22 protein-coding genes are annotated in these 21,663 nt (G+C 64.8%); 12 read left to right on the plus strand and 10 right to left on the minus strand.

Annotated elements, in window-relative coordinates; all coding sequences use genetic code 11:
• Positions 1 to 31 precede the first annotated feature (31 nt).
• On the plus strand, positions 32 to 850 hold the full coding sequence (locus AC066Y_RS26910) for an aldo/keto reductase (RefSeq protein ID WP_478276495.1): 819 nt from the start codon (positions 32 to 34) through the stop codon (positions 848 to 850).
• A gap of 87 nt (positions 851 to 937) precedes the next feature.
• Here the strand turns inward: AC066Y_RS26910 and AC066Y_RS26915 are convergent, their stop codons facing one another.
• Positions 938 to 1,153 carry a hypothetical protein gene (locus tag AC066Y_RS26915; RefSeq protein WP_478276496.1) on the minus strand — a complete coding sequence of 72 codons (216 nt, stop codon included), beginning with the start codon at positions 1,151 to 1,153 and terminating at the stop codon, positions 938 to 940.
• 232 nt (positions 1,154 to 1,385) lie between these two features.
• On the opposite strand from AC066Y_RS26915, the gene AC066Y_RS26920 reads away from it, so the two are divergent.
• A complete protein-coding gene (locus AC066Y_RS26920) occupies positions 1,386 to 2,666 on the plus strand; it encodes an amidohydrolase family protein (RefSeq protein WP_478276497.1) in 1,281 nt (426 codons plus the stop codon).
• Positions 2,667 to 2,781: 115 nt separating this feature from the next.
• Here AC066Y_RS26920 and AC066Y_RS26925 read toward each other — a convergent pair whose 3' ends face one another.
• Positions 2,782 to 4,014 (minus strand): aminotransferase-like domain-containing protein, encoded by a 1,233-nt coding sequence (locus AC066Y_RS26925; protein WP_478276540.1) that lies wholly within the window; start codon positions 4,012 to 4,014, stop codon positions 2,782 to 2,784.
• A 67-nt stretch (positions 4,015 to 4,081) separates the two neighbouring features.
• Complete coding sequence (locus AC066Y_RS26930) at positions 4,082 to 4,624, minus strand: DUF3124 domain-containing protein (protein WP_478276498.1); 543 nt, start codon at positions 4,622 to 4,624, stop codon at positions 4,082 to 4,084.
• A gap of 59 nt (positions 4,625 to 4,683) precedes the next feature.
• On the opposite strand from AC066Y_RS26930, the gene AC066Y_RS26935 reads away from it, so the two are divergent.
• From AC066Y_RS26935 to AC066Y_RS26950, 4 genes are all read left to right on the plus strand, one after another.
• A complete protein-coding gene (locus tag AC066Y_RS26935) occupies positions 4,684 to 6,420 on the plus strand; it encodes a cation:proton antiporter domain-containing protein (protein WP_478276499.1) in 1,737 nt (578 codons plus the stop codon).
• 248 nt (positions 6,421 to 6,668) lie between these two features.
• Positions 6,669 to 7,745: a 3,4-dihydroxy-2-butanone-4-phosphate synthase gene (gene ribB / locus AC066Y_RS26940; RefSeq protein ID WP_092124713.1), complete on the plus strand. Its 1,077-nt coding sequence runs from the start codon at positions 6,669 to 6,671 to the stop codon at positions 7,743 to 7,745.
• A 190-nt stretch (positions 7,746 to 7,935) separates the two neighbouring features.
• Entirely contained in the window at positions 7,936 to 9,150 is a 1,215-nt protein-coding gene (locus AC066Y_RS26945) for an acyl-CoA dehydrogenase (protein ID WP_173641390.1), read from the plus strand.
• A gap of 160 nt (positions 9,151 to 9,310) precedes the next feature.
• Positions 9,311 to 10,228 (plus strand): MBL fold metallo-hydrolase, encoded by a 918-nt coding sequence (locus AC066Y_RS26950; RefSeq protein WP_478276500.1) that lies wholly within the window; start codon positions 9,311 to 9,313, stop codon positions 10,226 to 10,228.
• A 53-nt stretch (positions 10,229 to 10,281) separates the two neighbouring features.
• On the opposite strand, the gene AC066Y_RS26955 is transcribed toward AC066Y_RS26950, so the two are convergent.
• Positions 10,282 to 11,139 (minus strand): DUF1499 domain-containing protein, encoded by an 858-nt coding sequence (locus AC066Y_RS26955; protein WP_478276501.1) that lies wholly within the window; start codon positions 11,137 to 11,139, stop codon positions 10,282 to 10,284.
• Between the two features lie 280 nt (positions 11,140 to 11,419).
• Positions 11,420 to 13,045, minus strand: coding sequence for a fatty-acid--CoA ligase (locus AC066Y_RS26960; RefSeq protein WP_478276502.1), 1,626 nt, complete (start codon positions 13,043 to 13,045; stop codon positions 11,420 to 11,422).
• 76 nt (positions 13,046 to 13,121) lie between these two features.
• On the opposite strand from AC066Y_RS26960, the gene AC066Y_RS26965 reads away from it, so the two are divergent.
• A complete protein-coding gene (locus AC066Y_RS26965) occupies positions 13,122 to 14,312 on the plus strand; it encodes an extensin family protein (protein ID WP_478276503.1) in 1,191 nt (396 codons plus the stop codon).
• 26 nt (positions 14,313 to 14,338) lie between these two features.
• Here the strand turns inward: AC066Y_RS26965 and AC066Y_RS26970 are convergent, their stop codons facing one another.
• Positions 14,339 to 15,016, minus strand: a complete 678-nt coding sequence (locus AC066Y_RS26970) for a L,D-transpeptidase (protein WP_478276504.1) — start codon at positions 15,014 to 15,016, stop codon at positions 14,339 to 14,341.
• Between AC066Y_RS26970 and AC066Y_RS26975 the strand changes: the two genes are divergently transcribed.
• From AC066Y_RS26975 to AC066Y_RS26985, 3 genes are all read left to right on the plus strand, one after another.
• Entirely contained in the window at positions 15,003 to 15,305 is a 303-nt protein-coding gene (locus tag AC066Y_RS26975) for a hypothetical protein (RefSeq protein WP_478276505.1), read from the plus strand. The genes AC066Y_RS26970 and AC066Y_RS26975 overlap by 14 nt on opposite strands.
• Positions 15,306 to 15,367: 62 nt before the next feature.
• Positions 15,368 to 16,345 carry a magnesium transporter CorA family protein gene (locus AC066Y_RS26980; protein ID WP_478276506.1) on the plus strand — a complete coding sequence of 326 codons (978 nt, stop codon included), beginning with the start codon at positions 15,368 to 15,370 and terminating at the stop codon, positions 16,343 to 16,345.
• A gap of 131 nt (positions 16,346 to 16,476) precedes the next feature.
• On the plus strand, positions 16,477 to 16,698 hold the full coding sequence (locus AC066Y_RS26985) for a hypothetical protein (protein WP_456758104.1): 222 nt from the start codon (positions 16,477 to 16,479) through the stop codon (positions 16,696 to 16,698).
• A gap of 143 nt (positions 16,699 to 16,841) precedes the next feature.
• Here AC066Y_RS26985 and AC066Y_RS26990 read toward each other — a convergent pair whose 3' ends face one another.
• Entirely contained in the window at positions 16,842 to 17,594 is a 753-nt protein-coding gene (locus tag AC066Y_RS26990; protein WP_173641397.1) for an SDR family NAD(P)-dependent oxidoreductase, read from the minus strand.
• Positions 17,595 to 17,631: 37 nt separating this feature from the next.
• Positions 17,632 to 18,273, minus strand: coding sequence for a pyridoxamine 5'-phosphate oxidase (pdxH, locus tag AC066Y_RS26995; protein ID WP_456758102.1), 642 nt, complete (start codon positions 18,271 to 18,273; stop codon positions 17,632 to 17,634).
• A gap of 108 nt (positions 18,274 to 18,381) precedes the next feature.
• On the opposite strand from pdxH, the gene AC066Y_RS27000 reads away from it, so the two are divergent.
• Together AC066Y_RS27000 and AC066Y_RS27005 are read left to right on the plus strand one after the other, a co-directional pair.
• Positions 18,382 to 18,789 carry an RT0821/Lpp0805 family surface protein gene (locus AC066Y_RS27000; RefSeq protein WP_478276507.1) on the plus strand — a complete coding sequence of 136 codons (408 nt, stop codon included), beginning with the start codon at positions 18,382 to 18,384 and terminating at the stop codon, positions 18,787 to 18,789.
• A 119-nt stretch (positions 18,790 to 18,908) separates the two neighbouring features.
• Positions 18,909 to 19,868 (plus strand): DnaJ C-terminal domain-containing protein, encoded by a 960-nt coding sequence (locus tag AC066Y_RS27005; RefSeq protein WP_478276508.1) that lies wholly within the window; start codon positions 18,909 to 18,911, stop codon positions 19,866 to 19,868.
• Between the two features lie 390 nt (positions 19,869 to 20,258).
• On the opposite strand, the gene AC066Y_RS27010 is transcribed toward AC066Y_RS27005, so the two are convergent.
• On the minus strand, positions 20,259 to 21,023 hold the full coding sequence (locus AC066Y_RS27010) for an anti-sigma factor family protein (protein ID WP_173641401.1): 765 nt from the start codon (positions 21,021 to 21,023) through the stop codon (positions 20,259 to 20,261).
• Between the two features lie 67 nt (positions 21,024 to 21,090).
• Positions 21,091 to 21,579, minus strand: coding sequence for a sigma-70 family RNA polymerase sigma factor (locus AC066Y_RS27015; protein WP_478276509.1), 489 nt, complete (start codon positions 21,577 to 21,579; stop codon positions 21,091 to 21,093).
• Positions 21,580 to 21,663 lie beyond the last annotated feature (84 nt).

Here is a 21,663-nt window from a genome sequence, read left to right on the forward strand (position 1 = left end):
ACATCGGCGGCCCACGCGTCAGGAGCTATCCATGGACAATCTGCAGACACAGGGCATCAGCCTGCCGCAGCTCGGGCTCGGCACCTTCCGCATGCAGGGCGATGCCTGCCGCGCGGCGGTCGAGAGCGCGCTCGGGCTCGGTTACCGCCATATCGACAGCGCCGAGATGTACGGCAATGAGGAGGCGATCGGGGCCGCGATCGCGGATTCGAAGGTCGCGCGCAAGAACCTGCATGTGACCACCAAGGTCTGGCATGAGAACCTGGCGCCGGATGCGATCCGCAAAGCGTTCGACGCCAGCCTGAAGAAGCTGCGCCTTGATCACGTCGACCTCTATCTGGTGCACTGGCCGTCGCGGAGCATGAAGCTGCCTGCCGTCTTCGAGACGCTGATGCAGCTGAAGGAGGAAGGCCGCACCCGCGCGATCGGCGTCGCCAATTTCACCACCGCGCTGCTCAAGACCGTGGTCGAGGACATCAAGGCGCCGATCGCCTGCAACCAGATCGAATATCACGCGATGCTGGACCAGACGCCGGTGCGGAAATATCTCGCGGCGAAATCGATCCCGCTGGTGGCCTATTGCCCGCTGGCGCAGGGCCGTTTCGCCACCGACGAGACGCTGGCGAAAATCGGCAGCAAGCATGATGCGACCGCAGCGCAGGTGGCGCTGAAATGGCTGCTCGACCAGGATGGCGTTGCGGCGATCCCGAAAGCCTCGCGTGCCGAGAGCCAAAGGGCCAATCTCGACGCGCTGAAGGTCAAGCTCGACGACCACGACCGCAAGGCGATCGCCGCGCTGCGCAAGGACATGCGCTGCGTCAATCCGGGCTTTGCCCCGGCGTGGGACTGAAACGCGTCGGCCCCCGAGATGGACGAAGAAAAAGAAAATGGCTCCGCGAGGAGCCATTTTCCGTTGTGTCGGCCTTTTCGCACTTCTTCAGTAACGATCGCGCCTGATCACGACGCTGCGGTCATGGTCGTGATGCCAGCCGCGATGCCAGCCACGGTCATGGCGCATCTCGGCGCGCGCGCCCCAGCCGCGATCCCAGTGGTGATGGCCGCGCTTGATCACGACGGTCTCGGCGCTCGCGATCGACGGAACGGCCACTGCAAGCGTACCAATCGCCGCAAGAACAAATCCAAACTTTTTCATCTCATCCTCCTCAAATGATGCGTGGAGGAAACCGTGCAGGCATCGAAACGTTCCTCGGGAACCGGGGGAGTTTTCTGAACGCCTGTTCAGCAACTGTCCCAGTGCAACGCTCGCCGCGCGTTCACTGCACAACCGATGCGTGAGCGTTAGCGCCTCTTTCGGCGGCCTTGCCTAACCCCGGCGTCCGACGCATCATCGCGCCACAAAAATCAATGTTCGGGGGGACGTTGCCGTGAGCGAATTTTCACGCCGGGATTTTCTCAAGGGTACAGGATCGGCCGCTGCTGCTGTCATCGCAGGACCGGCCGCTGCGGCGATGGGGCCGGACGACAAGTTCGATCTCGTGATCAAGAGCGGCGACGTGATCGATCCCAGCCAGTCGCTGCGCGGCAAGCGTGACCTCGGCATCCGCTGGGGCCTGATCGAGGCGATCGAGGACGAGATCCCGGCCGCGCGCGCCGCCAAGACCATCGACGCATCGGGCAAGCTCGTGATGCCGGGCCTCGTCGACCTGCACTGCCACGTCTATCCCTACGGCTCGGCAATCGGCATTCCCGCCGACGAGCTGGTGCAGTTCCAGGGCACCACGACGGTCGTCTCGGCCGGCGATGCCGGCGTCAACAATCTCGCGGCGCTGCGGCGCTTTATCGTCGCGCAGTCGCGCACGCGGATCTACGCCTTCGTCCATATCGCCAACAACGGCCTGTCGGCCTTCCCGGTGGCCGAGCTCTACAACATCGACAACGCCCAGGTCGAAGCCTGCGCGATGGCGCTCGCCGAGAACCCGGACTTCCTGATCGGGGTCAAGGTGCGGATGTCGGAGAACGTCATCTTCAAGCATGGCATCGAGCCGCTGAAGCGCGGCATCCAGGCCTGCGAGATGTGCGGCTGGCCGGCGCGGATGATGGTGCATATCGGCGGCGTCGAGACCAGGGAGTTGATGTCCGACATCCTCGACCTGCTGCGGCCGGGCGATATCCTCACCCACGCCTATTCCGGCGCGCCGAACATGTCCGGCGCCTTCACCAACATCGTGCAGGACGGCAAGCTGCTGCCGGCGGCGCTCGCGGCCAAGCAGCGCGGCGTGCTGTTCGATGTCGGCCATGGCGGCGGCAGCTTCGATTTCACGGTGGCCGAGATCGCAATCCCTGCCGGCTGCACGCCCGACACGATTTCCTCCGATATCCACGTCTTCTCCGGCAATTCGCCCGGCATCCCGTTCCTGCCGAACGTGATGAGCAAGTTCCTGGCGATGGGCTCCTCGCTGGAGCAGGTGGTCGCGATGGCGACCTCGGTGCCGGCGCGGATCATCAACCGCACCCCGAAGATCGGCACGTTGCAGCGCGGCGCGCCCGGCGATGTCGCGATCATGGACCTCATCGAAGGCCCGGTCACCTTCGTCGACACCCGCAACAACAGACGCGACGGCAATCTGCAGCTGAAGCCGGTGCAGACCGTGGTCAACGGCGTGCCGTTCGGCCGGCCCTATCAGGCGCCCTTTTCGGTGAGGTGAGAAGCAGGCGGGAGGCATGGTTGCTTCGTCGCTGCGCTCCTCGCAATGACATGGAGGGAGATCATCCCGTCATTGCGAGCGGAGCGAAGCAATCCATCTTGCCGCGAGCGGATCGCTAGCCGCGCTTCTCCACATTGCTGCTGCGCGCCGGCACGCCGAACTCCTTGCGGCACACTTCGGCCAGCACCGCGACGCCCTCGCGGATCTGCTCGTGCGAGGGGCTGGCGAAGCAGAGGCGGAGCCGGCTGCCGGAATGCGCCTTGCTGGTCGACCATTCCGGCCCCGGATTGATCGAGACGCCGGCGGCGAGCGCCGCCTGATAGAGCTTCATGGTGTCGACATGGTCGGGCAGCTTGACCCAGAGGAAGATGCCGCCCTTGGGCGCCTCGAATTCGGCCGACGTGCCGAACTGTTCGTTCAGCGCCTCCATCAGCGTGTCGAGCTTGGCGCGCAGGCCTTTGGTCAGCCGCGGCACGTGGGTCGCGAAATGCGGCGCGCAATATTCCGAGAGCACCATCTGCTCCAGCGCGCCGGAGCCGGCGTCGGTCTTCAGCGGCAGCATCCGCGACATGATCGCCCAGGGCGCGACGATGAAGCCGACCCGCAGCGCCGGCGCGATCGACTTCGAGAACGAGCCGATATGGATCACGCCGCCATGCTTGCTCATCGCATAGATCGCCGGCGGCCGTTCGCCGTTCCAGATCAGATCGGCATAGCAATCGTCCTCGAAGATCGGCACGCCGTATTCTTTCGACAGTTTCAACATCTCGGCGCGGCGGCCTTCGGGGAGGATCGAGCCGGTCGGGTTCTGCACGGTCGGAATGGTGTAGATGTATTTCGGCGTGATGCCGCGCCGCTTGTGATCGGCGAGCGCTGCGGCCAGCGCATCGATCCGGATGCCGTCGCCGTCGAGGGGAATGCCGACCGCGTTGACGCCGAGGCGAGCCAGCCGGTTCAGCGAGCCCTGATAGGTCTCCTGCTCGATCAGCACCGTATCGCCCTTGGCGAGCAAGGTGTGATTGACGAGGTCGAGCGCCTGCAGCGAGCCGGAGACGATCATGATCTCGTCCGGCGTGCAGGCAATGCCGGCATCGCGCTTCAGCTTCTCGGTCAGGAACTGGCGCAGCGGCAGATAACCCTGCGGCCCGTGCGCGAGGTTGTAGGTCGCGAGATTCCTGCCCTCGCGCTTCAGCACGGCATTGACCGCCTCGATCAGCCCATCGACCGGGACCTGGTCGGGATCGTTGTTGCCGCCGACGAAGCTGTATTTGGCGAGCCCGGTCCAGCGCGCGGCCGGCGCGGGCAGGCCGGCCGGAAGCAGCGGTGCAAAGTCGAACTGGGCTGAGATGGACATGGACGTTTCGCTCCGTGTTGTTGTCGTTGAGAAGGCCCGCCGGAAGCGGCCTTCCATGAAGTCAATTCCTGCCGGTCAGCCGGATCGGGCGGCCCTGGCTGATGAAGGCGTAGTGGCCGGCGCCGACGCTGCCGACCATCAGGGCCTCGACCGCCGGTTCCGCGATCTCGCCGGCGGCTGCCCAATCGACCACGAAATTCGCGCCGGTGCCGCCGCGGGTATCGGTCGTGGCGATCGAGACCTCGACGGTCGCAAACGGTTTAAGCGCGACCGGCGATTTGAGGTAGCTCTCCACCATCTTGCCTGATGTGTCGAAATAGGCGATCCGCTTCAGCACCAGCGGCTTCGTCTCCGAGGCGTTGTGCACGCTGAGCGTCACCGAGAAATCGGCCCTGAGCTTGCCCTGGCTCATCGACACGCTGGAATAGACCGGCACGTAGAATGCACCGGAGGCCGTGAGGCCTTCCGACGGCACCGCCGTCAGCGAGTTCGCAAAATTTTGTTCAATACTTGCCGAGGATTGTGCTAGCGCCTCCGTCGTGCGCACGGTGAGCAGGCAGAGCAAAACTGCCAGAAAAATGCCGCCTGCGCGGATGTGACACATTGCTCGGTTGATCCTCACGCCCGGCCCTCTAGGTTGCGGCAACAGGAAGTCTTTGACGCATGCATGAACTCATTCGCGATATCACGCTCTGTATCCTGTTTGCCTGGGGAATTGGGTTGCTCGCCCATTTCTCCCGGCAACCGCTGATACTGGCCTACCTTATCGCCGGCTTTTTCATTGGTCCATTCGGCATGGGCTGGGTCAAGTCCCAGGAATCGATCAGCGTCATCTCCGAGCTCGGCCTGATCTTCATGCTGTTCATGATCGGGCTGGAAATCGACCTCAAGAAGATCATCCGCGCCGGCAAGGTCATCCTGTTCGCCGGCGCCGGCGAGCTGATCGGCGGCTGCCTGATCGGCGTGGCGTTCTTTGCCGGGATCGGGCTTGCGATCGGCGGCGGCAAGTTCGATGCGGTCTATCTCTGCGTCGCCTGCGCGCTGTCCTCGACCGTGATCATCGTCAAGGTGCTCTACGAGAAGCGCGAGCTGGACACGCTGCCGGGCCGCATCACGCTCGGCGTGCTGGTGCTGCAGGACATCTTTGCGATCCTGTTCCTGGCGGTGCAGCCGAGCCTGGACAATCTGCAGATCAGCGTCGTGCTGCTGTCGATCGCCCGCGTTGCGGTGCTGGTCGCCAGCGCGCTGGTGCTGAGCCGCTACGTGCTGCCGCGGCTGTTCCACCAGATCGCGCGCCGGCCCGAGCTGGTGCTGCTCGGAGCGCTCGCTTGGTGCTTCCTGATCGGCGAGATCGCCGAGCGGTTGCATCTGTCGCGCGAGATGGGCTCGCTGGTCGCCGGCGTCTCGATCTCTACCTTTCCCTACGCCCTCGACGTCACCGCCAAGGTCACGACGCTCAGGGATTTCTTCATCACGCTGTTCTTCGTCGCGCTCGGCATGACGATCCCAATCCCGGGCTTACAGGTGATCTGGCTTGCGCTGGTCGTCGCGGCCTTCACGGTGGCGAGCCGCCTGGTCACGACGTTCACGCCGCTCTATCTGATGAAGCAGGGCCTGCGCGCCAGCCTGCTGCCGGCGATCAATCTGGCGCAGATTTCCGAGTTCTCGCTGGTGGTGATCCAGACCGGCGTTGCCGCCAACCATATCGGGACCGAAACCGCGAATGCGGTCTCGTTCGCCTTCGTGGTGCTGGCAGTGCTCTCGACCTTCGCGATGGCCCGCAGCGACCAGATCGTGCGCGGCCTGATCGGTCCGTTGAAGCGGATCGGGTTGCGTGATCTCGACCATCGACGCGAGGGCGGCGGCGCGTCCGGGCAGGAGGCGGAGGGACATGGCGAAATTCGGCGCATCGTCATCCTCGGCTTTTTCCGTGCCGCGAGCGCGCTGATCAGCCAGATCGAGCGGCAGAACCAGTCGCTGCTCGAGCAGATCAGCGTCATCGACTTCAACCCGCTGGTGTTCCGCACGCTGACCGACCGCGGCATGCATGTGATCTATGGCGACATCAGCAATGTCGATACGCTGGTTCATGCCGGGATTGGCAAGGCCGAGATCATCATCCTGAGCGTGCCGGATTTCCTCTTGGTCGGCGCCGACAATGAGAAGCTGGTGCGCCACGTCCGCGCCCTGAATCCGACCGCGAAGGTTGTTGCTACCGCCGATCTCCTGACCGGCGTCGACGATCTCTACGCCGCCGGCGCCGACTACGTCACGGTGACCCGGCTCAGCGACGCCGGCGAGCTCTATTCGGTGATCGAGGCGGCCGATGCCGGCCTGCTCGACGACAAGCGCGCCGAGCTGGACGCCCAGCTCAGCGACCGGCGCGAGGTGCTGCCGTAGAGCTCTCTCTTGCCTCTCCCCATCGGGGAGAGGTCGCGCTGAAAGCGCGGGTGAGAGGGCTCAGATCCCACGAGAGAGCGCAGCCCCTCGCCCGGATTGCGTCTGGCGATGCAATCCGACCTCTCCCCTTGGGAGAGGTGGAGCCTCCTGGTATGCCTGCCGGACGCATGGCGGGTTGCATAATGATACTGGCGCTGACATCGGAACCCGGCTAATCCACTGCCTGCATAAAGCGAGATGTCAGGACAATGGCCGATACGATCCAGGAAGTGCTGCAAGCCTTTGCGAAGGGTGAACTCGTCGTCGTCACCGACGATGACGATCGGGAAGGCGAGGGCGATTTGATCGTCGCGGCGTCGTTCTGCACGGCGGAAAAGATGGCCTTCATCATCCGCCACACCTCCGGCATCGTGTGCGCGCCGATCACCACCGAGGACGCCCGCCGGCTGCGGCTCGACCCGATGGTGGCGCATAACGAGTCCAACCACACCACCGCCTTCACCGTCTCGATCGACTACAAGCCCGACGGCGGCACCGGCATCTCGGCCGATGAGCGCGCCTCCTGCTGCCGCGCGCTCGCCAATCCCAATGCCGGCGCCAACGATTTCGCGCGCCCCGGCCACATCTTCCCGCTGATCGCGCGCGATGGCGGCGTGCTGCTGCGCTCCGGTCACACCGAAGCCGCGGTCGATCTGTGCCGGCTCTCCGGCCTGCCGCCGGTCGGCGTCATCAGCGAACTGATGAACGACGATGGAACCGTGATGAAGGGCGAGCAGGTCGCGAAATTCGCCGCTGCCCACAAGCTCAAGCATGTCACGATCGCGGACATGATCGCCTATCGCCAGGCGCGCGAGAAGCTGATCGAGCGGGTCGCGACCTTCACCACCGAAAGCCCGATCGGCCCCCTGCAAGGCTATGCCTATCGCTCGCCCTTCGACGAGATCATGCATGCCGCCTTCGTCTACAACGGCATCGGCGATGGCCGGGACGTGCTGACCCGGCTGCACAAGCCCAATATCGTGACGGACCTCTTCACCGGTCCGGCGCGGATGGAAGCCGTGTTGCGGCATTTCAAGGAAGCCGGCCGCGGCGTGCTGGTCTATCTGCGCGACGGTGCCGCCGGAGTTCCGGTCCAGCCGGTGAGCGAGCAGAAATCGGCGGAGGCCGATCGCAACAAGCAATGGCGCGAGGTCGGCGTCGGCGCGCAGATCCTGCGCGATCTCGGGATCACCTCGATCCGGCACCTGACCTCTTCGGTGCACGACTACAAGGGTTTGTCCGGTTTTGGCATCGAGATCGTGTCGAACGAAAGGCTGGAGTGCTGACCATTGTGATTCCGGGATGGTCCGAAGGACCAGACCCGGAATCTCGAAATTCCCCGGGGCGCAATGGCGCCCCTGAGGTTCACGCTATCGCGTGCCCCGGAATGACAATGATCCCAATTCAATTGCGCTTCGCAGCATAGCGCTTTAATTTATCCGCCAATTTCCGAGAGACGATGCGAAAGGATGTTTCATGAGCGTGCGCCCCCAGGCCAAGGACAAGCCGGCTGCCGCCAGCTTCCAGTGGGATGATCCGTTCCTGCTCGACGACCAGCTCACCGAAGACGAGCGCCTGATCCGCGACACCGCGCGGGCCTATGCGCAGGACAAGCTGCTGCCGCGGGTCACCAAGGCCTATCTGGAAGAGAAGACCGACCGCGAGATCTTCAACGAGATGGGCGAGCTCGGCCTGATCGGCGTGACGCTGCCAGAGGAATATGGCTGCGCCAATGCGAGCTACGTGGCCTATGGCCTGGTGGCGCGCGAGATCGAGCGCGTCGATAGCGGCTATCGCTCGATGAACTCGGTGCAGTCGTCGCTGGTGATGTACCCGATCTACGCCTATGGCGACGAGAACCAGCGCAAGAAATATCTCCCCAAGCTCGCGACCGGCGAATGGGTCGGCTGCTTCGGCCTGACCGAGCCGGATGCCGGTTCCGATCCCGGCGGCATGAAGACCCGCGCCGAGAAGGTCGCCGACGGCTACAAGCTCAACGGCGCCAAGATGTGGATCTCGAATGCGCCGATCGCCGACGTGTTCGTGGTGTGGGCCAAGTCGGCCGCGCATGACAACCAGATCCGGGGCTTCATCCTGGAGAAGGGCATGAAGGGCCTGTCGGCGCCGAAGATCGGCGGCAAGCTCTCGCTGCGCGCCTCGATCACCGGCGAGATCGTGCTCGACAACGTCGTGGTGCCGGAAAGCGCACTGCTGCCCAACGTCTCCGGCCTCAAGGGCCCGTTCGGCTGCCTCAACCGCGCCCGCTATGGCATCTCCTGGGGCGCGCTCGGCGCCGCCGAGGACTGCATGCACCGCGCGCGCCAGTACACGCTCGACCGCAAGCAGTTTGGCCGGCCGCTCGCCGCCACCCAGCTGGTGCAGAAGAAGCTCGCCGACATGGAGACCGAGATCGCGCTCGGCCTGCAGGCCTCGTTGCGCGTCGGCCGCCTGATGGACGAGGGCAAGATGGCGCCCGAGATGATCTCGATCGTCAAGCGCAACAATTGCGGCAAGTCGCTCGACATCGCCCGCATGGCGCGCGACATGCACGGCGGCAACGGCATCCAGATCGAGTATCATGTGATGCGTCACGCCGCGAACCTCGAGACGGTCAACACCTATGAGGGCACGCACGACGTCCACGCGCTGATCCTCGGCCGCGCGATCACCGGCATCCAGGCGTTCTCGTAAATCCCGGAGGCGTCATCCTGAGGTGCGCGCCCCTTCGGCGCGCCTCGAAGGATGACGAGAGGTGGTGCCCGACATCCTTCGAGGCTCGCAAGAGTTCGCACCTCCCGAGTGAGCGCGAAGCGCTCATCCGGGGATGACGGCTCACAAGGAATCGGATCCCATGGCCGACAACGACGACATCCCGTTCAACCGCGATTTTCCGCTGAAGCCCGGCGTAGTCGAACAGGTCCGGCCCGGCGTCCGCCGCGTCCTCTGCAACAATCCGAGCCCGTTCACCTTCACCGGCACGGTCAGCTACATCGTAGGTCAGGGCAAGGTCGCGATCATCGATCCTGGTCCCGACGATGAGGCGCATGCGAAGGCGCTGCTCGATGCGGTCAAGGGCGAGACCGTGACGCATATCCTGGTCACCCATACCCATCGCGATCATTCGCCGAACACGCCGCGGATCAAGGCTGCGACCGGCGCGCCGGTCTATGCCGAGGGGCCGCACCGCGCCTCGCGCCCGCGCTTCGAGAGCGAGAAGCACAATCCGGAATCCGGCGCCGACCGCGATTTCCGGCCCGACATCGAGGTCAAGCACGGTGACGTGATCGAGGGCAGTGGCTTCGCGCTGGAGGCGGTCGCGACCCCTGGCCACACCGCCAATCATCTGGCTTTCGCGTGGGCCGAGCGCAGCATCAATTTCGTCGGCGACCATGTGATGGGCTGGTCGACCTCGATCGTGGCGCCGCCGGACGGTTCGATGATCGACTACATGGCCTCGCTCGAGCAGCTGGGGCAGCGCCCCGAGCAGCTCTATTTCTCCGGCCACGGCCCGGAGATTCCGGAAGGCCCGCGCTATGTCCGTTTCCTGGCGCGGCATCGCCGGGCGCGCGAGGCGTCGATCCTGCATCGCCTCGGCAAGGGTGAGGCCGATATCCCGACCATGGTGCGGGCGATCTATATCGGGCTCGACCCGCGCCTCGCCAATGCCGCCGGCTATTCGGTGCTGGCGCATCTGGAGGATCTGGTCGCGCGCGGCATCGTGGCGACGGATGGCGATCCCGTGATCGGCGGCACGTACCGGATGGCCTAGCCGGCCGTCAATCCGGGGCGAGCGAAGCGAGAGCCCGGAATGACGCTAGCGCGTCACTTCTTCACGGTCTTCGCCGGCGGCGCCTTCGGCGCGACCGGCGCCGCCTTCTTCGCCGGCTTGGCGTTTTCGTTGTCGGCGGCGGTGTTGAGGTCCTCGATCAGCTTCTTGACCCGCACGGCATTGCTGCCGAGATCGGCGTCGAAATAGCGCGAGGCGGAGCGGATATCGACGCGCGAGTCCTCGTCGTCGGGCGTGACCCGGATCGAGACGTCCTCGCGGAAACCCATGATCGGCGTGCGCGCCACCGCCTCGATGCGACCGATCCGGCGCGGCGGCTGCGGCGCGCGTGCGTCGATGACGAGCCATTTGCGGCGGTTCACCAGCCGCAAGGTCATCTCATAGGCACGGTCGACCGGGGTTTCCAATTCGACGGTTTCGATATCGGGATAGGCCGCGCGCTGCTTCTCGGCCGAATAGAGGCCGGCATAGGCGGCCGGGTTGGTGCCTTCGCCGGTGCGCAGCCGCGCCAGCGCCTCGAATTTCGGCGGGTCGATCGCGTCGGTGGTGACGTCGTAGATCCGCGGCAGCTTGCGGTACTGATAGGTGAGATAGGCCGGGTAGCCGAGGATTGCGGCGTCGATCAGGAACGCGAGCAGGATCCGGCCCATGCCGCGGGTGCCGTTCTGCCAGATCGCGGCGAAGGCGGCCAGCCCGAGCAGGATCGACAGGCCGGCCAGGCCCAGCGCGCCGAAGAAGGTCGCCAGCGCCGGCTTGACCTCCAGGAACCCGAACCGGACGATGATGATCGAGACCACCACCGCGACGACGGAGAAGATGGCGAGGTTGCGCGACCAGGTGGCGAGACCGGACACGGGCTCCTGCTGGTAGGGAGCGGAAAACCTGCGCGCCATCGTCGAAAAATCTGCCGGTTGAGATGTCCGTAGGCGACCTCGGCCGCCGCGATCAGTCGTGTGAGACCACGGACCTGCGGCGAATTCAAGGGATTTGGGTTGATTACCCTCCCCTGGAGGGAGGGGGAGGGTCGACGCGAATGAAATGAGCGGCGGGGTGGGGTGATCCCTCAGCACGGGCACCTGTCTCAGTGGAGCGACTGTCACCCCACCTCGGTTCGCATTTCGCTGCGCTTCATGCGAACCGATCCTCCCCTTCCAGGGGAGGATGACACCTCGCCTACGCAGCAGTGGGGAAGGCGTAATCCTTGAACTGGTCGCGCAGCGCCGTCTTCAGGATCTTGCCGGTCGCGGTGTGGGGAATGCCGTCGACGAAGACGACGTCGTCGGGCATCCACCATTTGGCGATCTTGCCGTCCATGAACTTCAGGATGTCCTCGCGCGTGGCGCTCTCGCCCTGCTTGAGCTGCACGATCAGCAGCGGCCGCTCATCCCATTTGGGGTGATGGACGCCGATCACGGCCGCTTCCGCCACCGCCGGATGGCCGACCGCGAGGTTCTCGAGATCGATCGAGGAGATCCATTCGCCGCCGGACTTGATCACGTCCTTGGAGCGGTCGGTGATCCGCATGTAGCCGTGCTCGTCCATCGTCGAGACGTCGCCGGTGTCGAAGAAGCCTGCGTCGTCGAGGATGTTGGCATCGACCCGGAAGTAGGCCCTCGCGATCGCGGGGCCGGAGACCTTGAGACGGCCGAAGGTCTTGCCGTCCCACGGCAGCTCCTTGCCGGCATCGTCGGTGATCTTCATCTCGACGCCGAATGGCGGATAGCCCTGGGTCTGCAGGATGTCGAGCCGTTCCTCGCCGCTGCGCGCGTTGAACGGCGGCTTCAGCGTGGCCAGCGTGCCGAGCGGGCTCATCTCGGTCATGCCCCAGGCGTGGCGCACCTGGCTGCCCATGTCGAGGAACGCCTTGATCATCGAGCGCGGCATCGCCGAGCCGCCGCAGATCACCATCTGCAGATCAGGCAGCTTGAGATTGTTGGCGGCCATGTATTGCAGCAGCATCAGCCACACCGTCGGGACACCCGCGGTATGGGTGACCTTCTCGGTCGACAGCAGTTCGTACACCGAGGCACCGTCGAGCTTCGGGCCGGGCATCACCAGCTTGGTGCCCATCGATGGCGCGGAGAACGCGATGCCCCAGCTGTTGGCATGGAACAAGGGCACGACCGGAAGCATTGTGTCCGACGCGGAGGTGCCGAGCGCGTCCTTCGAGTTGGCCATCAGCGCGTGCAACACGTTGGACCGGTGCGAATAGAGGACACCCTTGGGATCGCCCGTCGTGCCGGAGGTGTAGCACATCGCCGCGGCGGTGTTCTCGTCGAAGGTCTTCCACGCGAACTTGCCATCGGATGCCGCGATCCAGTCCTCATAGGCGACCGCGTTCTTCAGCGTGGTCTGCGGCATGTGCGCCTTGTCGGTCAGCACCACGTAGCGCTCGACGCTCGGCAGCTGGCCGGCGATCTTCTCCAGCACCGGAACGAAGGTGAGGTCGGTGATGACGATGCGGTCCTGGGCGTGGTTGACGATCCAGGCGATCTGTTCCGGAAACAGGCGTGGATTGACCGTATGGCAGATCGCGCCGATCCCCATGATGCCGTACCAGACTTCGAGGTGGCGCCAGGTGTTCCAGGCGATGGTGGCGACGCGGTCGCCGAGCTTGATGTCGTCGCGTTCCAGGCTCTGCGAGACCTTCAGCGCGCGGGCGTGGATTTGGGCGTAGGTGGTGCGATGAATGGGGCCTTCGACCGACCGGGTCACGACTTCCTGCGTGCCGTGATATTTGGCGGCGTGCTCAATAATCTTGTGGCACAGCAGGGGCCAGTCTTGCATCAAGCCAAGCATACGCAAATCCCTCCTCGATCCTCACGCATGATCTGCCGGCATCTTGGACGGCCGGCAGTAAAATCATGGAACTGACATGAACTGTAGCGCGGAGAAAGCAAGCCGAAAATGGCCTGATGGCGCGTTTCGTCGCGGGGGCGCGGCAATGGTTACCGCTGTCGCCGCGCTGTTGTGCCTTGGCATGCAAGCGGGATCCGCGCAGGCCGCCCGCGGCGCGCCTGGCTTTCCCTGGGACGAGCTGTTCGGCACCCGGCCGCACAGGGCGCACAAGGCGGTCCGCCGCTCAGCGGTGCCACTGCCGAAGCCGCGCCCCGCGGAGGCGCCGGCAGCGGCTGACGCGCCTGCGGCCGCGGAGCCCGAGCCGCCGGCGGCTGCGGCGCCGCCACCGGCCGCGCCTGCTGAGGCGGCCAGGCCCGGCGCGACGGCCACGCCAGCCGAAGCAGCCAAGCCAGCCGAGCCGCCGAGGCCGCAGCTTTCGGCCTGCCGGCAGGCGCTGACCGAGGAAATCGCGATCGCGCCGAGCATTCCGGATATCCACGGCGCCGGCGGCTGCGGCGGCGAGGATCTGGTGCGGCTCGAGGCCATCGTGCTGCCGGATAAGCGCAAGGTCGCGGTCAAGCCCGCGGCGATCCTCCGCTGCAAGATGGCAAGTGCGGTCGCCGACTGGGTCCGCACCGATATCGCGCCGCTGGCGCAGAGCCTCGGGGGCGGGATCAGCAATCTCGACAATTTCGACTCGTTCGAGTGTCGCGGCCGCAACCGCGTTGCCGGCGCGCAACTCTCCGAACATGGCCGCGCCAATGCGCTCGACGTGCGCGCCTTCGGTCTCGCCAACGGCAAGTCGATCTCGCTGACCGACCGCAGCGTGCCGCGCGATCTGCGCGAGACCGTGCTGCATTCGGTCTGCGGCCGCTTCTCCACCGTGCTCGGTCCGGGCTCGGATTGGTACCACGAGGACCACATCCATCTCGACCTGACGGAGCGCCGCAACAATTACCGGATCTGCCAGTGGAACGTGTACGATCCGCTGCCGCGTGTGGCGCCGCTGTTGCCGGCCGAGCGCCCCGAAGAGGCGCCGCCGCGCGAGGTCGCGGCCAAATCGGACGCATCCAAGCCGGACTCATCGAAGCCGGACCGATCCGAAGCCGACCGCGGCAAGGCCGATGAGCCGGATGCGGCGAAATCAGATGATGCGGCCGCGCCCGACGGCGCTGCCGAGACCAAGCCGCAGCCAACAAAAAAGCGCCGGCAAAGCCGGCGCCTTTGATCGCGATTGCTGCGACGTGATTGGGATCAGTAGGTCGTGCCGCCGCCGCCCTGCAGTGCCATCTGCGGCTTATAGGGCGAATCGCCGTGCTTCGGCTCCAGCACCACGACGATGGTGCCAAGCTTAACGCGGTTGTAGAGGTCGATGACGTCCTCGTTGGTCATGCGGATGCAGCCCGAGGAGATCGACGAGCCGATGTATTCCGGCTGGTTGGTGCCGTGGATGCGGAACAGGGTGTCCTTGCCGCCCGAGTAGAGATACATCGCGCGCGAGCCCATCGGATTGTCCGGGCCGGGTGCCACGAAGGTCGGAACGCCGAGGCGCGAGATTTCGCCGGGGGTGGGATGCCAAGCCGGCCATTCGGTCATGCTGCCGACCTTGGCGATGCCCGACCAGGCCATGGCTTCTTCGCCGACGGTGATGCCGTAGCGGATCGCCTTGCCGTCGTTCAGCACGTAGTAGAGGTAATGGTTGTCGGAATCGACCACGATCGAGCCGGGGGCTTCCTTGCGGTGGTACTCGACGATGGCGCGGCGGAACGGTTCAGCCACCGGCGTCTTGACGTAGGTGGTCTTGGCCAGGAGTTCCTTGTCACGCGGCTTGAAGGCGGCCGTGTTGGTTGCCTCATAGGTCGTGGCCTGCATGCAGCCCGACAACATCAGGCCCGCGGCCAAGATCCCGAAGGTAACTTTGAACGACGACATGATTACATTCCAATCGAAAATCCGCGCCCGAAAGCGCCAACATTACGCCCCAAAACGCCACGATTCCATGAAGGGCATTATTGCCGAAACGTGCCATTATTCCCAGAGTTTAGATGCCTTTCCCGCATCGCGGGACGTCGTCTGTGGCTTTTTTGCCGCAAGTCTTCTGGTGTGCGGCCAGTTTTTGTGCAAACAGGCAACGGTTGTTCAATCGAAGCTGCTTCAACGTCACATTCACTGCCGCCTGGCGGCCACAAAGGTGGATGTCCGGTTAATCGCCCGGTCATGAAGCGCCAGCCAGAATCGCGCTAGATCGACGGGTCTTGCCAGCCCTGTTTCGTGGAGTCCGTGATGCTGTCGGTGTTCGTTCCCTCCGATTTCTCCCTCAAGAAGGCCGCCGCCACCGACCTCGGCGCGCTGCCGGAGGGCGCGGTCTGGGTCGACCTGGTGAACCCGACCGTCGAGGAGGATCGTGCCGTCGAGAAGCTTGCGGGGATCGCGGTTCCGACCCGGGAAGACATGCAGGAGATCGAGATCTCCAGCCGGCTCTATATCGAGAACAGCGCCCGCTACATGACCGCGACGCTGATGTGCCAATCCGACACCGATATGCCGCGCACCACGGCGGTCACCTTCATCCTGACCGGCCATCGGCTGGTCACGGTGCGCTACGACCTGCCGAAGCCGTTCGCGCTGGTCGAGAACAAGCTGGCTCGGGCCTGTTCCCCCGGCATCACCGGCGAGCAGGTGCTGATGGAACTGCTGGATGCGGTGATCGACCGCTGCGCCGACATTCTGGAGCGCTGCGGGGCCGACATCGACCAGGTCTCCCACGACATCTTCGAGCCGGAGAGCCAGCGCCATGGCCACGCCAAGCAATATTCGCAGATCCTGATCGCGATCGGCCGCAAGGGCGACCTGACCTCGAAGGTCCGCGAAAGCCTGGTCTCGATCGGCCGCCTCGTCACGTTCCTTTCGGCGATCGTGGAGGGCGTGAAATGGTCCAAGGACATGCGCGAGCAGCTCAAGACCATGCAGCGTGACGTGGCCTCACTGACCGACCACGCTTCCTATCTCTCCAACAAGATCACCTTCGTGCTCGACGCCATGCTCGGCGTGGTCAATCTGGAACAGAACAACATCATCAAGCTGTTCTCGGTGATGGCGGTGGTGCTGATGCCGCCGACGCTGATCGCCTCGATCTACGGCATGAATTTCAAGATCATGCCGGAACTCGAATGGACGCACGGCTATCCGTTCGCGCTGGTGCTGATGCTGGTCGCGGCTGTTGTGCCGTACTGGATCTTCAAGTGGAAGAAGTGGCTGTAGCGCCGGTTCCACACGTCGCGTTTTGGGACGCGCTTTCTGCCTTATTTCCTCTGCTAAAATTTGAGCGTTGCGCTGAACGTTTGGGCGAAACTTGTCTGCGATAACGCCCGCCTCGAAGCCGGAGGACAGCAATGGTTGAGAAGATCATAACGCCACGGCGTAACGTCATCGACTTTGCGCGCTATCAACACGACCGCGCAGCAGGCAAGGTGCAGGCGATCTCGCCGAGACTTTGCCGCTACTGTGGCGCTGCGTTGCTTGATGGCGAGGACGAAGACGATTGCTCCAGCGCGTTGAACGACATCGCGCTGCAGCCGATTGAGAAGAAGTCTCGCCGGTTTTATGCGGACTAGAGGCTAAGGCCTTTTGGAGGCAGAAGCCTCGTCTGCGTCGTTACGCCTGCAATCGAAGCAATCCCAACGTGACGGCCGCGGCGGCGGCCGGGATCGCCTCGAACCTCTCGCTTCCTTCCCCGAACTAACATCCAAGCCACAGCTCAGACGTGCTGGCCACCGTTGATGTGGATCTCGGCGCCGTTCACGTAGGAGCTGGTTTCCGTGCACAGCACGTAGATGATCTTGGCGACCTCGTCCGGAGTGCCGAGGCGATGCATCGGGATTTGCTGGTCGACGATCTTCTCGGTGCCCGGCGACAGGATCGAGGTATCGATCTCGCCCGGTGCGATCGAATTGACGCGCACGCCGACGCGGCCGAAGTCGGATGCCATTTCCCGCGTCAGTGACGCCAGCGCGGCTTTCGAGGTCGCATAGGCAACGCCGGCGAACGGATGCACGCGCGAGCCGGCGATCGAGGTGACATTCACCACCGCGCCCTTGGCGTGCCTGAGCTCGTCGATCAGCCCGCGGGCCAGCATGATGGGCGCGAAGAAGTTGACGCGGAACACGTGCAGCCAGGTCTCGATATCGGTGTCCATGGTCCCGAGCCGGGCGCCGGCCGCACCCTTCGGCGAGATCGCGGCGTTGTTGACCAGCGCGTGCAACTCGTCGTTCACCAACCGTTTGCGGATCTCGCTGATCGCGCGAACCGTGTCGTCATGGTCGCCGAAATCGACCTCGATGTGATCTTCCGGTCCAGCGCCCCAGGGGCAGACTTCCGGAAATGCATGCCGTGAGCAGGTGATGACACGCCAGCCGGCGGAGGCAAACCGGATCGCGGTGGCGTGACCGATGCCGCGGCTGGCACCGGTCAGGAGCAGGGTACGGCGCGGCGCGTTGGAAGGAGGGGACATGGTGTCTTTCAGGTTGGCGTCTTTTAAGTTGTCGACATCACGGATAGAGCCGCACCTTCGACCATGCGCTGCCGGCGCCGTCGCGGCGGAATTCGATGCGGTCGTGCAGGCGATACGGGCGGTCGTGCCAGAACTCGAAGCGCTGCGGCGTGATCCGCCAGCCGCTCCATCCCGGCGGACGCGGCACCTCGCCGATGACGTATTTCGCACCGGCCTTGGCGATCGCCTGCTCGAAGGCGAAGCGGCTCTCCAGCGGCTGCGATTGCTTGCTGGCCCAGGCGCCGATCTGCGCCTGCTTCGGCCGGGTGGCGAAATAGGCGTCGGCTTCGGCGTCCGTCACCGGCGTCACCGCCCCGCGGATGCGCACCTGACGGCGCAGCGATTTCCAGTGAAACAGTAAAGCGGCCTTGGGGTTTGCGGCCAATTCGCGGCCCTTGGCGCTGGCAATGTGGCTGTAGAACACGAAGCCGTCGGCATCGAAGCCCTTCATCAGCACCATCCGCACGTCGGGCAGCCCGTCGGCATCGACGGTTGCGAGTGCCATCGCGTTCGGATCGTTCGGCTCGGACTTGACCGCTTCCGCAAACCATTCGCCGAACAGGGCGAACGGCTCCTCCGCCGCGGTGAAATCACCCGATGTTAACGGTGTCGGGTGTTTGATGGAGGTCGTGTCGGTCATGTCAGGAGTCCCGATTTGCATTCGCCCGCGTCCGAGAGCGCGTTTCTAGCCCTATATAGGGCATGGGGGCGCGTTGGCCTATCGGCGATCCACCCTGCGGGCGCGGTGGTGACCTTGATCCTGATCGGCGTCGGTGCCAGCGGCTGCAGCCTGTCGCGCACCGATGCTTTCGCCAGGATGGACGACAAGGATGTGACCGGCTCGATCAACCCGACCCAGGTCAGCGCAGTGATGCCGACCGATAGCGATCTCGCCTTTGCCCGCAACGCCGCCTCCGACGTGCTGACCAAGGGCGACAAGGATTCCAGCCAGCCCTGGGAAAATCCCCAGACCGGCGCGCGCGGCTCGGTGACGCCGCTGGCCCAGGCCTATTCGGGCGAGGACGGCAAGACGTGCCGGGATTTTCTCGCCAGCTATGTCAATGGAACCACCGAGACCTGGCTGCAGGGCGCCGCCTGTAAGTCTGGACAAGGCCGGTGGCAAATTCATAGCCTGAAGCCTTGGAGCAAGTCCTGAAAGTCCCGGCCGATGCCGGCGTCGAGCTAGTTGCAAAAATGCCACTGGGTCCCCACATAAGGTCAAAGTGGGCCCGATGGGTTCCCAGGACTGATTTTCCCGTGAAGGAGACGTGACGGATGCGCGACCCCTATGAGGTCTTGGGGGTGCAGCGGAGCGCCAGCGCTGCGACGATCAAGAGCGCCTACCGCAAGCTCGCCAAGAAGCATCACCCTGATAACAACAAGAACGATCCGAAGGCGGCCGCCCGCTTTGCGGAGATCAACACGGCCAACGAGATCATCGGCGACGAGGACAAGCGCAAGCAGTTCGACCGCGGCGAGATCGATGCCGATGGCAAGCCGCGCTTCCAGGGATTCCCTGGCGGCGGCGCCAGCGGCCGTGCCGGTCCCGGCGGCTTCGAGTACAGCTTCCGCAGCGGCCCCGGCCCCGGCGGCATGGGCGGCGGCAGCTTCGAGGACATCCTCAACAGCATGTTCGGCAACGCCGCGCGTGGCGGCGGTGGCGCGCGCGGGCGGGCCAGCCCGTTTGAATTCGAAGGCGGCGGGGTCGGCATCGACCTCGATCTTTCGGTCGCCATGACGGTGTCGCTGGAGGAATCGGTCAGGGGCGGCGACAAGCGCGTCCGCCTGCCGACCGGCCGTGAGCTCAACGTCAAGATTCCGCCCGGCGTCACCGCCGGCCAGCAGATCCGCCTGAAGGGGCAGGGCGACACCGCGCAAGGCCACCCGCCCGGTGACCTCCTGATCACGATCTCGATCGCGCCGCATCCGTTCTTCAAGGTCGACGGCAACGATCTCCGGATCGATCTGCCGATTACCCTCTACGAGGCGGTGCTGGGCGGCAAGGTCCGGGTGCCGACGCTCGGCAGCGCGGTCGAATTGTCGATCCCGAAGAACACCTCGAGCGGCCGTACCTTCCGCCTCAAGGGCAAGGGGCTGTCGAAGGCGGGCGCCGTCGGCGACCTCTATGTCACGACCCGCATCATCCTTCCCGACGGGAACGATGCCGAGCTTGAGGCATTGATGCAGACGTGGCGGGAGCGAAATCCCTACAATCCGCGCAGCGATCTCGGCTGACCGCCGAGAGCGCGCCCCAAAAGACGCAAGAGACGCGAAACTGCGCTACCCCGGACTCTATCGGGGTAGACGCAGCCGTTGCGAGGGCGTCAATGGATGACCGGCCGTCCGAGGTCTCGATCTGCGGCGTGCAGATCGGACTGCGGAAAAAGAGTGCGGCCTCGAGAGGGGGACCAGCGCGGTACACAAAACCCCAATCGAGGCCGCGTGCGCCGATCGGCGGATCGGGCGCGGATCATCTTCGCGTGAGCATCCGGTACGACAATGAGACGCGTCCATGACGCGAATCGAAATTTTCAATGTCGGAATTGGGACGCCGAGTGAGGCTGGATTCACTTGCTCGAAACGGCACAATGGCGGCGGCTGATCTCCCCGTAAATCTACGGGAAATCAGCCGCCGTTCTTCTCCATCTGATCGTAGACGGCCTGCGCGACCTGGGTCAGGCGCGTGCGGTCGGTGCCGCCGCTGACGACATAGGCGACGCCGCGATCGGCCCAGAACAGCGCGCCGTCGCTGCCCTGGACGGCATAGCGCATCTGGGTCGCTTCGGTTTTCGCCTTGGCGGTGTAGACCGTGAAGCGCTCGCCGGACGTGCTCTCGTACATCAGGAACGACGCCGGCCCGCTCGGCCCCGGCAGCAGGCGGCCGCCGACCAGCTTCAGCCCGGTCAGGTCGGGCGCGCGGACGTCCCAGCCGCAGCGCTTGGTCAGCCATTGCTGCAGATGGTCGCGCTCGCTGCCGGGCACCTCGACGGGATGACGGACCTCGACCACGTAGAGCCGATGCGCATCCAGCGCATCGAGCGTGAAGCTCTGGAAGGCCGACGGCGTCGCCGCGGCGCCGCGCGCGATCCAGCCGACGCCGCCGCCGGCGATGAAGGCCATCAGCGTCGCCGCCACCGCGCCATAGACCCAGCGGCGCGGCTGGCGCACCAGCCGCTCGAGCTCGAGCCGCTTCGGCACCGCCTCGTCGAGCACCGTGTCGTAGCGCGCATGCAATGTCTCGGCCATCGCGCGCCATGACTGCACCCGCGCCGCGTCGTCAGGATGCGCGGCGAGCCACGCCTCGACATCGCCGCGGCGTTCGGCCGGCAGCTCGTTGTCGACGTAAGCGTGCAGCTCGTCTTCGGTGACGGGGATATTCGGGTCGGTCATATCAATGGTCTCTGCCAAATCTTGTTCGAAAAAAGTTCATGTGTAACACCTGTCATCGCGCACACTATCATTTCACCCGCCTCAGCGCCGGGCGCTGGCCCTCGATCGAGGCCCGCACATGGGCGCGCGCGCGGGCGAGGCGGGACATCACCGTGCCGATCGGCACGCCCTGGATGTCGGCGACCTCCCGGTAGCTCATGCCCTCGAGCATCACGAGCAGCAGCACCGAGCGCTGCTCCTCGACCAGCGTCGACAGTGCGCGCTCGATGTCGCGTCCCTCCGCCTCGGTGCCGCTGGCGTCGGCATTGTTGTCGAGCAGCGGCATGAAGGCCGGCCGACGCGACAGCGAGCGCCTGCGGTTCTTGTTCAGATTGGTCAGGATCGTGTACAGCCAGCTCCTGACGTCGCCGCCGAGAAACAGCCGCTCCGAGCGCAGCGCGCGCACCAGCGTGTCCTGCACCAAATCATCGGCGATATCCGAGTCACGCACCAGCGCGCGCGCATAGCGGCGGAGCGCTGGAATCATGGCTTCGACACTTTGACGAAACGCGGTCATGCATCCCAGTCTTCGATGGTTGCGGCGATAGCCGCCTTGCTAAACATAACACCCTAGCGGCGTGGCTATTCCGGTTTGCGCCGA

It is taken from the genome of Bradyrhizobium sp. USDA3010 (assembly GCF_056429065.1).

What these genes read in the sequence shown, in the direction of transcription:
- AC066Y_RS26950 (WP_478276500.1), top strand. Translation starts at nt 9,311, where the DNA reads ATGGCCGACAACGACGACATCCCGTTCAACCGCGATTTTCCGCTGAAG.
- AC066Y_RS26910 (WP_478276495.1), top strand. Translation starts at nt 32, where the DNA reads ATGGACAATCTGCAGACACAGGGCATCAGCCTGCCGCAGCTCGGGCTC.
- AC066Y_RS26915 (WP_478276496.1), bottom strand. Translation starts at nt 1,153, where the DNA reads ATGAAAAAGTTTGGATTTGTTCTTGCGGCGATTGGTACGCTTGCAGTG.
- AC066Y_RS26930 (WP_478276498.1), bottom strand. Translation starts at nt 4,624, where the DNA reads ATGTGTCACATCCGCGCAGGCGGCATTTTTCTGGCAGTTTTGCTCTGC.
- ribB (WP_092124713.1), top strand. Translation starts at nt 6,669, where the DNA reads ATGGCCGATACGATCCAGGAAGTGCTGCAAGCCTTTGCGAAGGGTGAA.
- AC066Y_RS27015 (WP_478276509.1), bottom strand. Translation starts at nt 21,579, where the DNA reads ATGACCGCGTTTCGTCAAAGTGTCGAAGCCATGATTCCAGCGCTCCGC.
- AC066Y_RS26990 (WP_173641397.1), bottom strand. Translation starts at nt 17,594, where the DNA reads ATGTCCCCTCCTTCCAACGCGCCGCGCCGTACCCTGCTCCTGACCGGT.
- AC066Y_RS26955 (WP_478276501.1), bottom strand. Translation starts at nt 11,139, where the DNA reads ATGGCGCGCAGGTTTTCCGCTCCCTACCAGCAGGAGCCCGTGTCCGGT.
- AC066Y_RS27005 (WP_478276508.1), top strand. Translation starts at nt 18,909, where the DNA reads ATGCGCGACCCCTATGAGGTCTTGGGGGTGCAGCGGAGCGCCAGCGCT.
- AC066Y_RS26965 (WP_478276503.1), top strand. Translation starts at nt 13,122, where the DNA reads ATGAACTGTAGCGCGGAGAAAGCAAGCCGAAAATGGCCTGATGGCGCG.
- AC066Y_RS27010 (WP_173641401.1), bottom strand. Translation starts at nt 21,023, where the DNA reads ATGACCGACCCGAATATCCCCGTCACCGAAGACGAGCTGCACGCTTAC.
- AC066Y_RS26935 (WP_478276499.1), top strand. Translation starts at nt 4,684, where the DNA reads ATGCATGAACTCATTCGCGATATCACGCTCTGTATCCTGTTTGCCTGG.
- AC066Y_RS26985 (WP_456758104.1), top strand. Translation starts at nt 16,477, where the DNA reads ATGGTTGAGAAGATCATAACGCCACGGCGTAACGTCATCGACTTTGCG.
- AC066Y_RS26945 (WP_173641390.1), top strand. Translation starts at nt 7,936, where the DNA reads ATGAGCGTGCGCCCCCAGGCCAAGGACAAGCCGGCTGCCGCCAGCTTC.
- pdxH (WP_456758102.1), bottom strand. Translation starts at nt 18,273, where the DNA reads ATGACCGACACGACCTCCATCAAACACCCGACACCGTTAACATCGGGT.
- AC066Y_RS26980 (WP_478276506.1), top strand. Translation starts at nt 15,368, where the DNA reads ATGCTGTCGGTGTTCGTTCCCTCCGATTTCTCCCTCAAGAAGGCCGCC.
- AC066Y_RS26960 (WP_478276502.1), bottom strand. Translation starts at nt 13,045, where the DNA reads ATGCTTGGCTTGATGCAAGACTGGCCCCTGCTGTGCCACAAGATTATT.
- AC066Y_RS26970 (WP_478276504.1), bottom strand. Translation starts at nt 15,016, where the DNA reads ATGTCGTCGTTCAAAGTTACCTTCGGGATCTTGGCCGCGGGCCTGATG.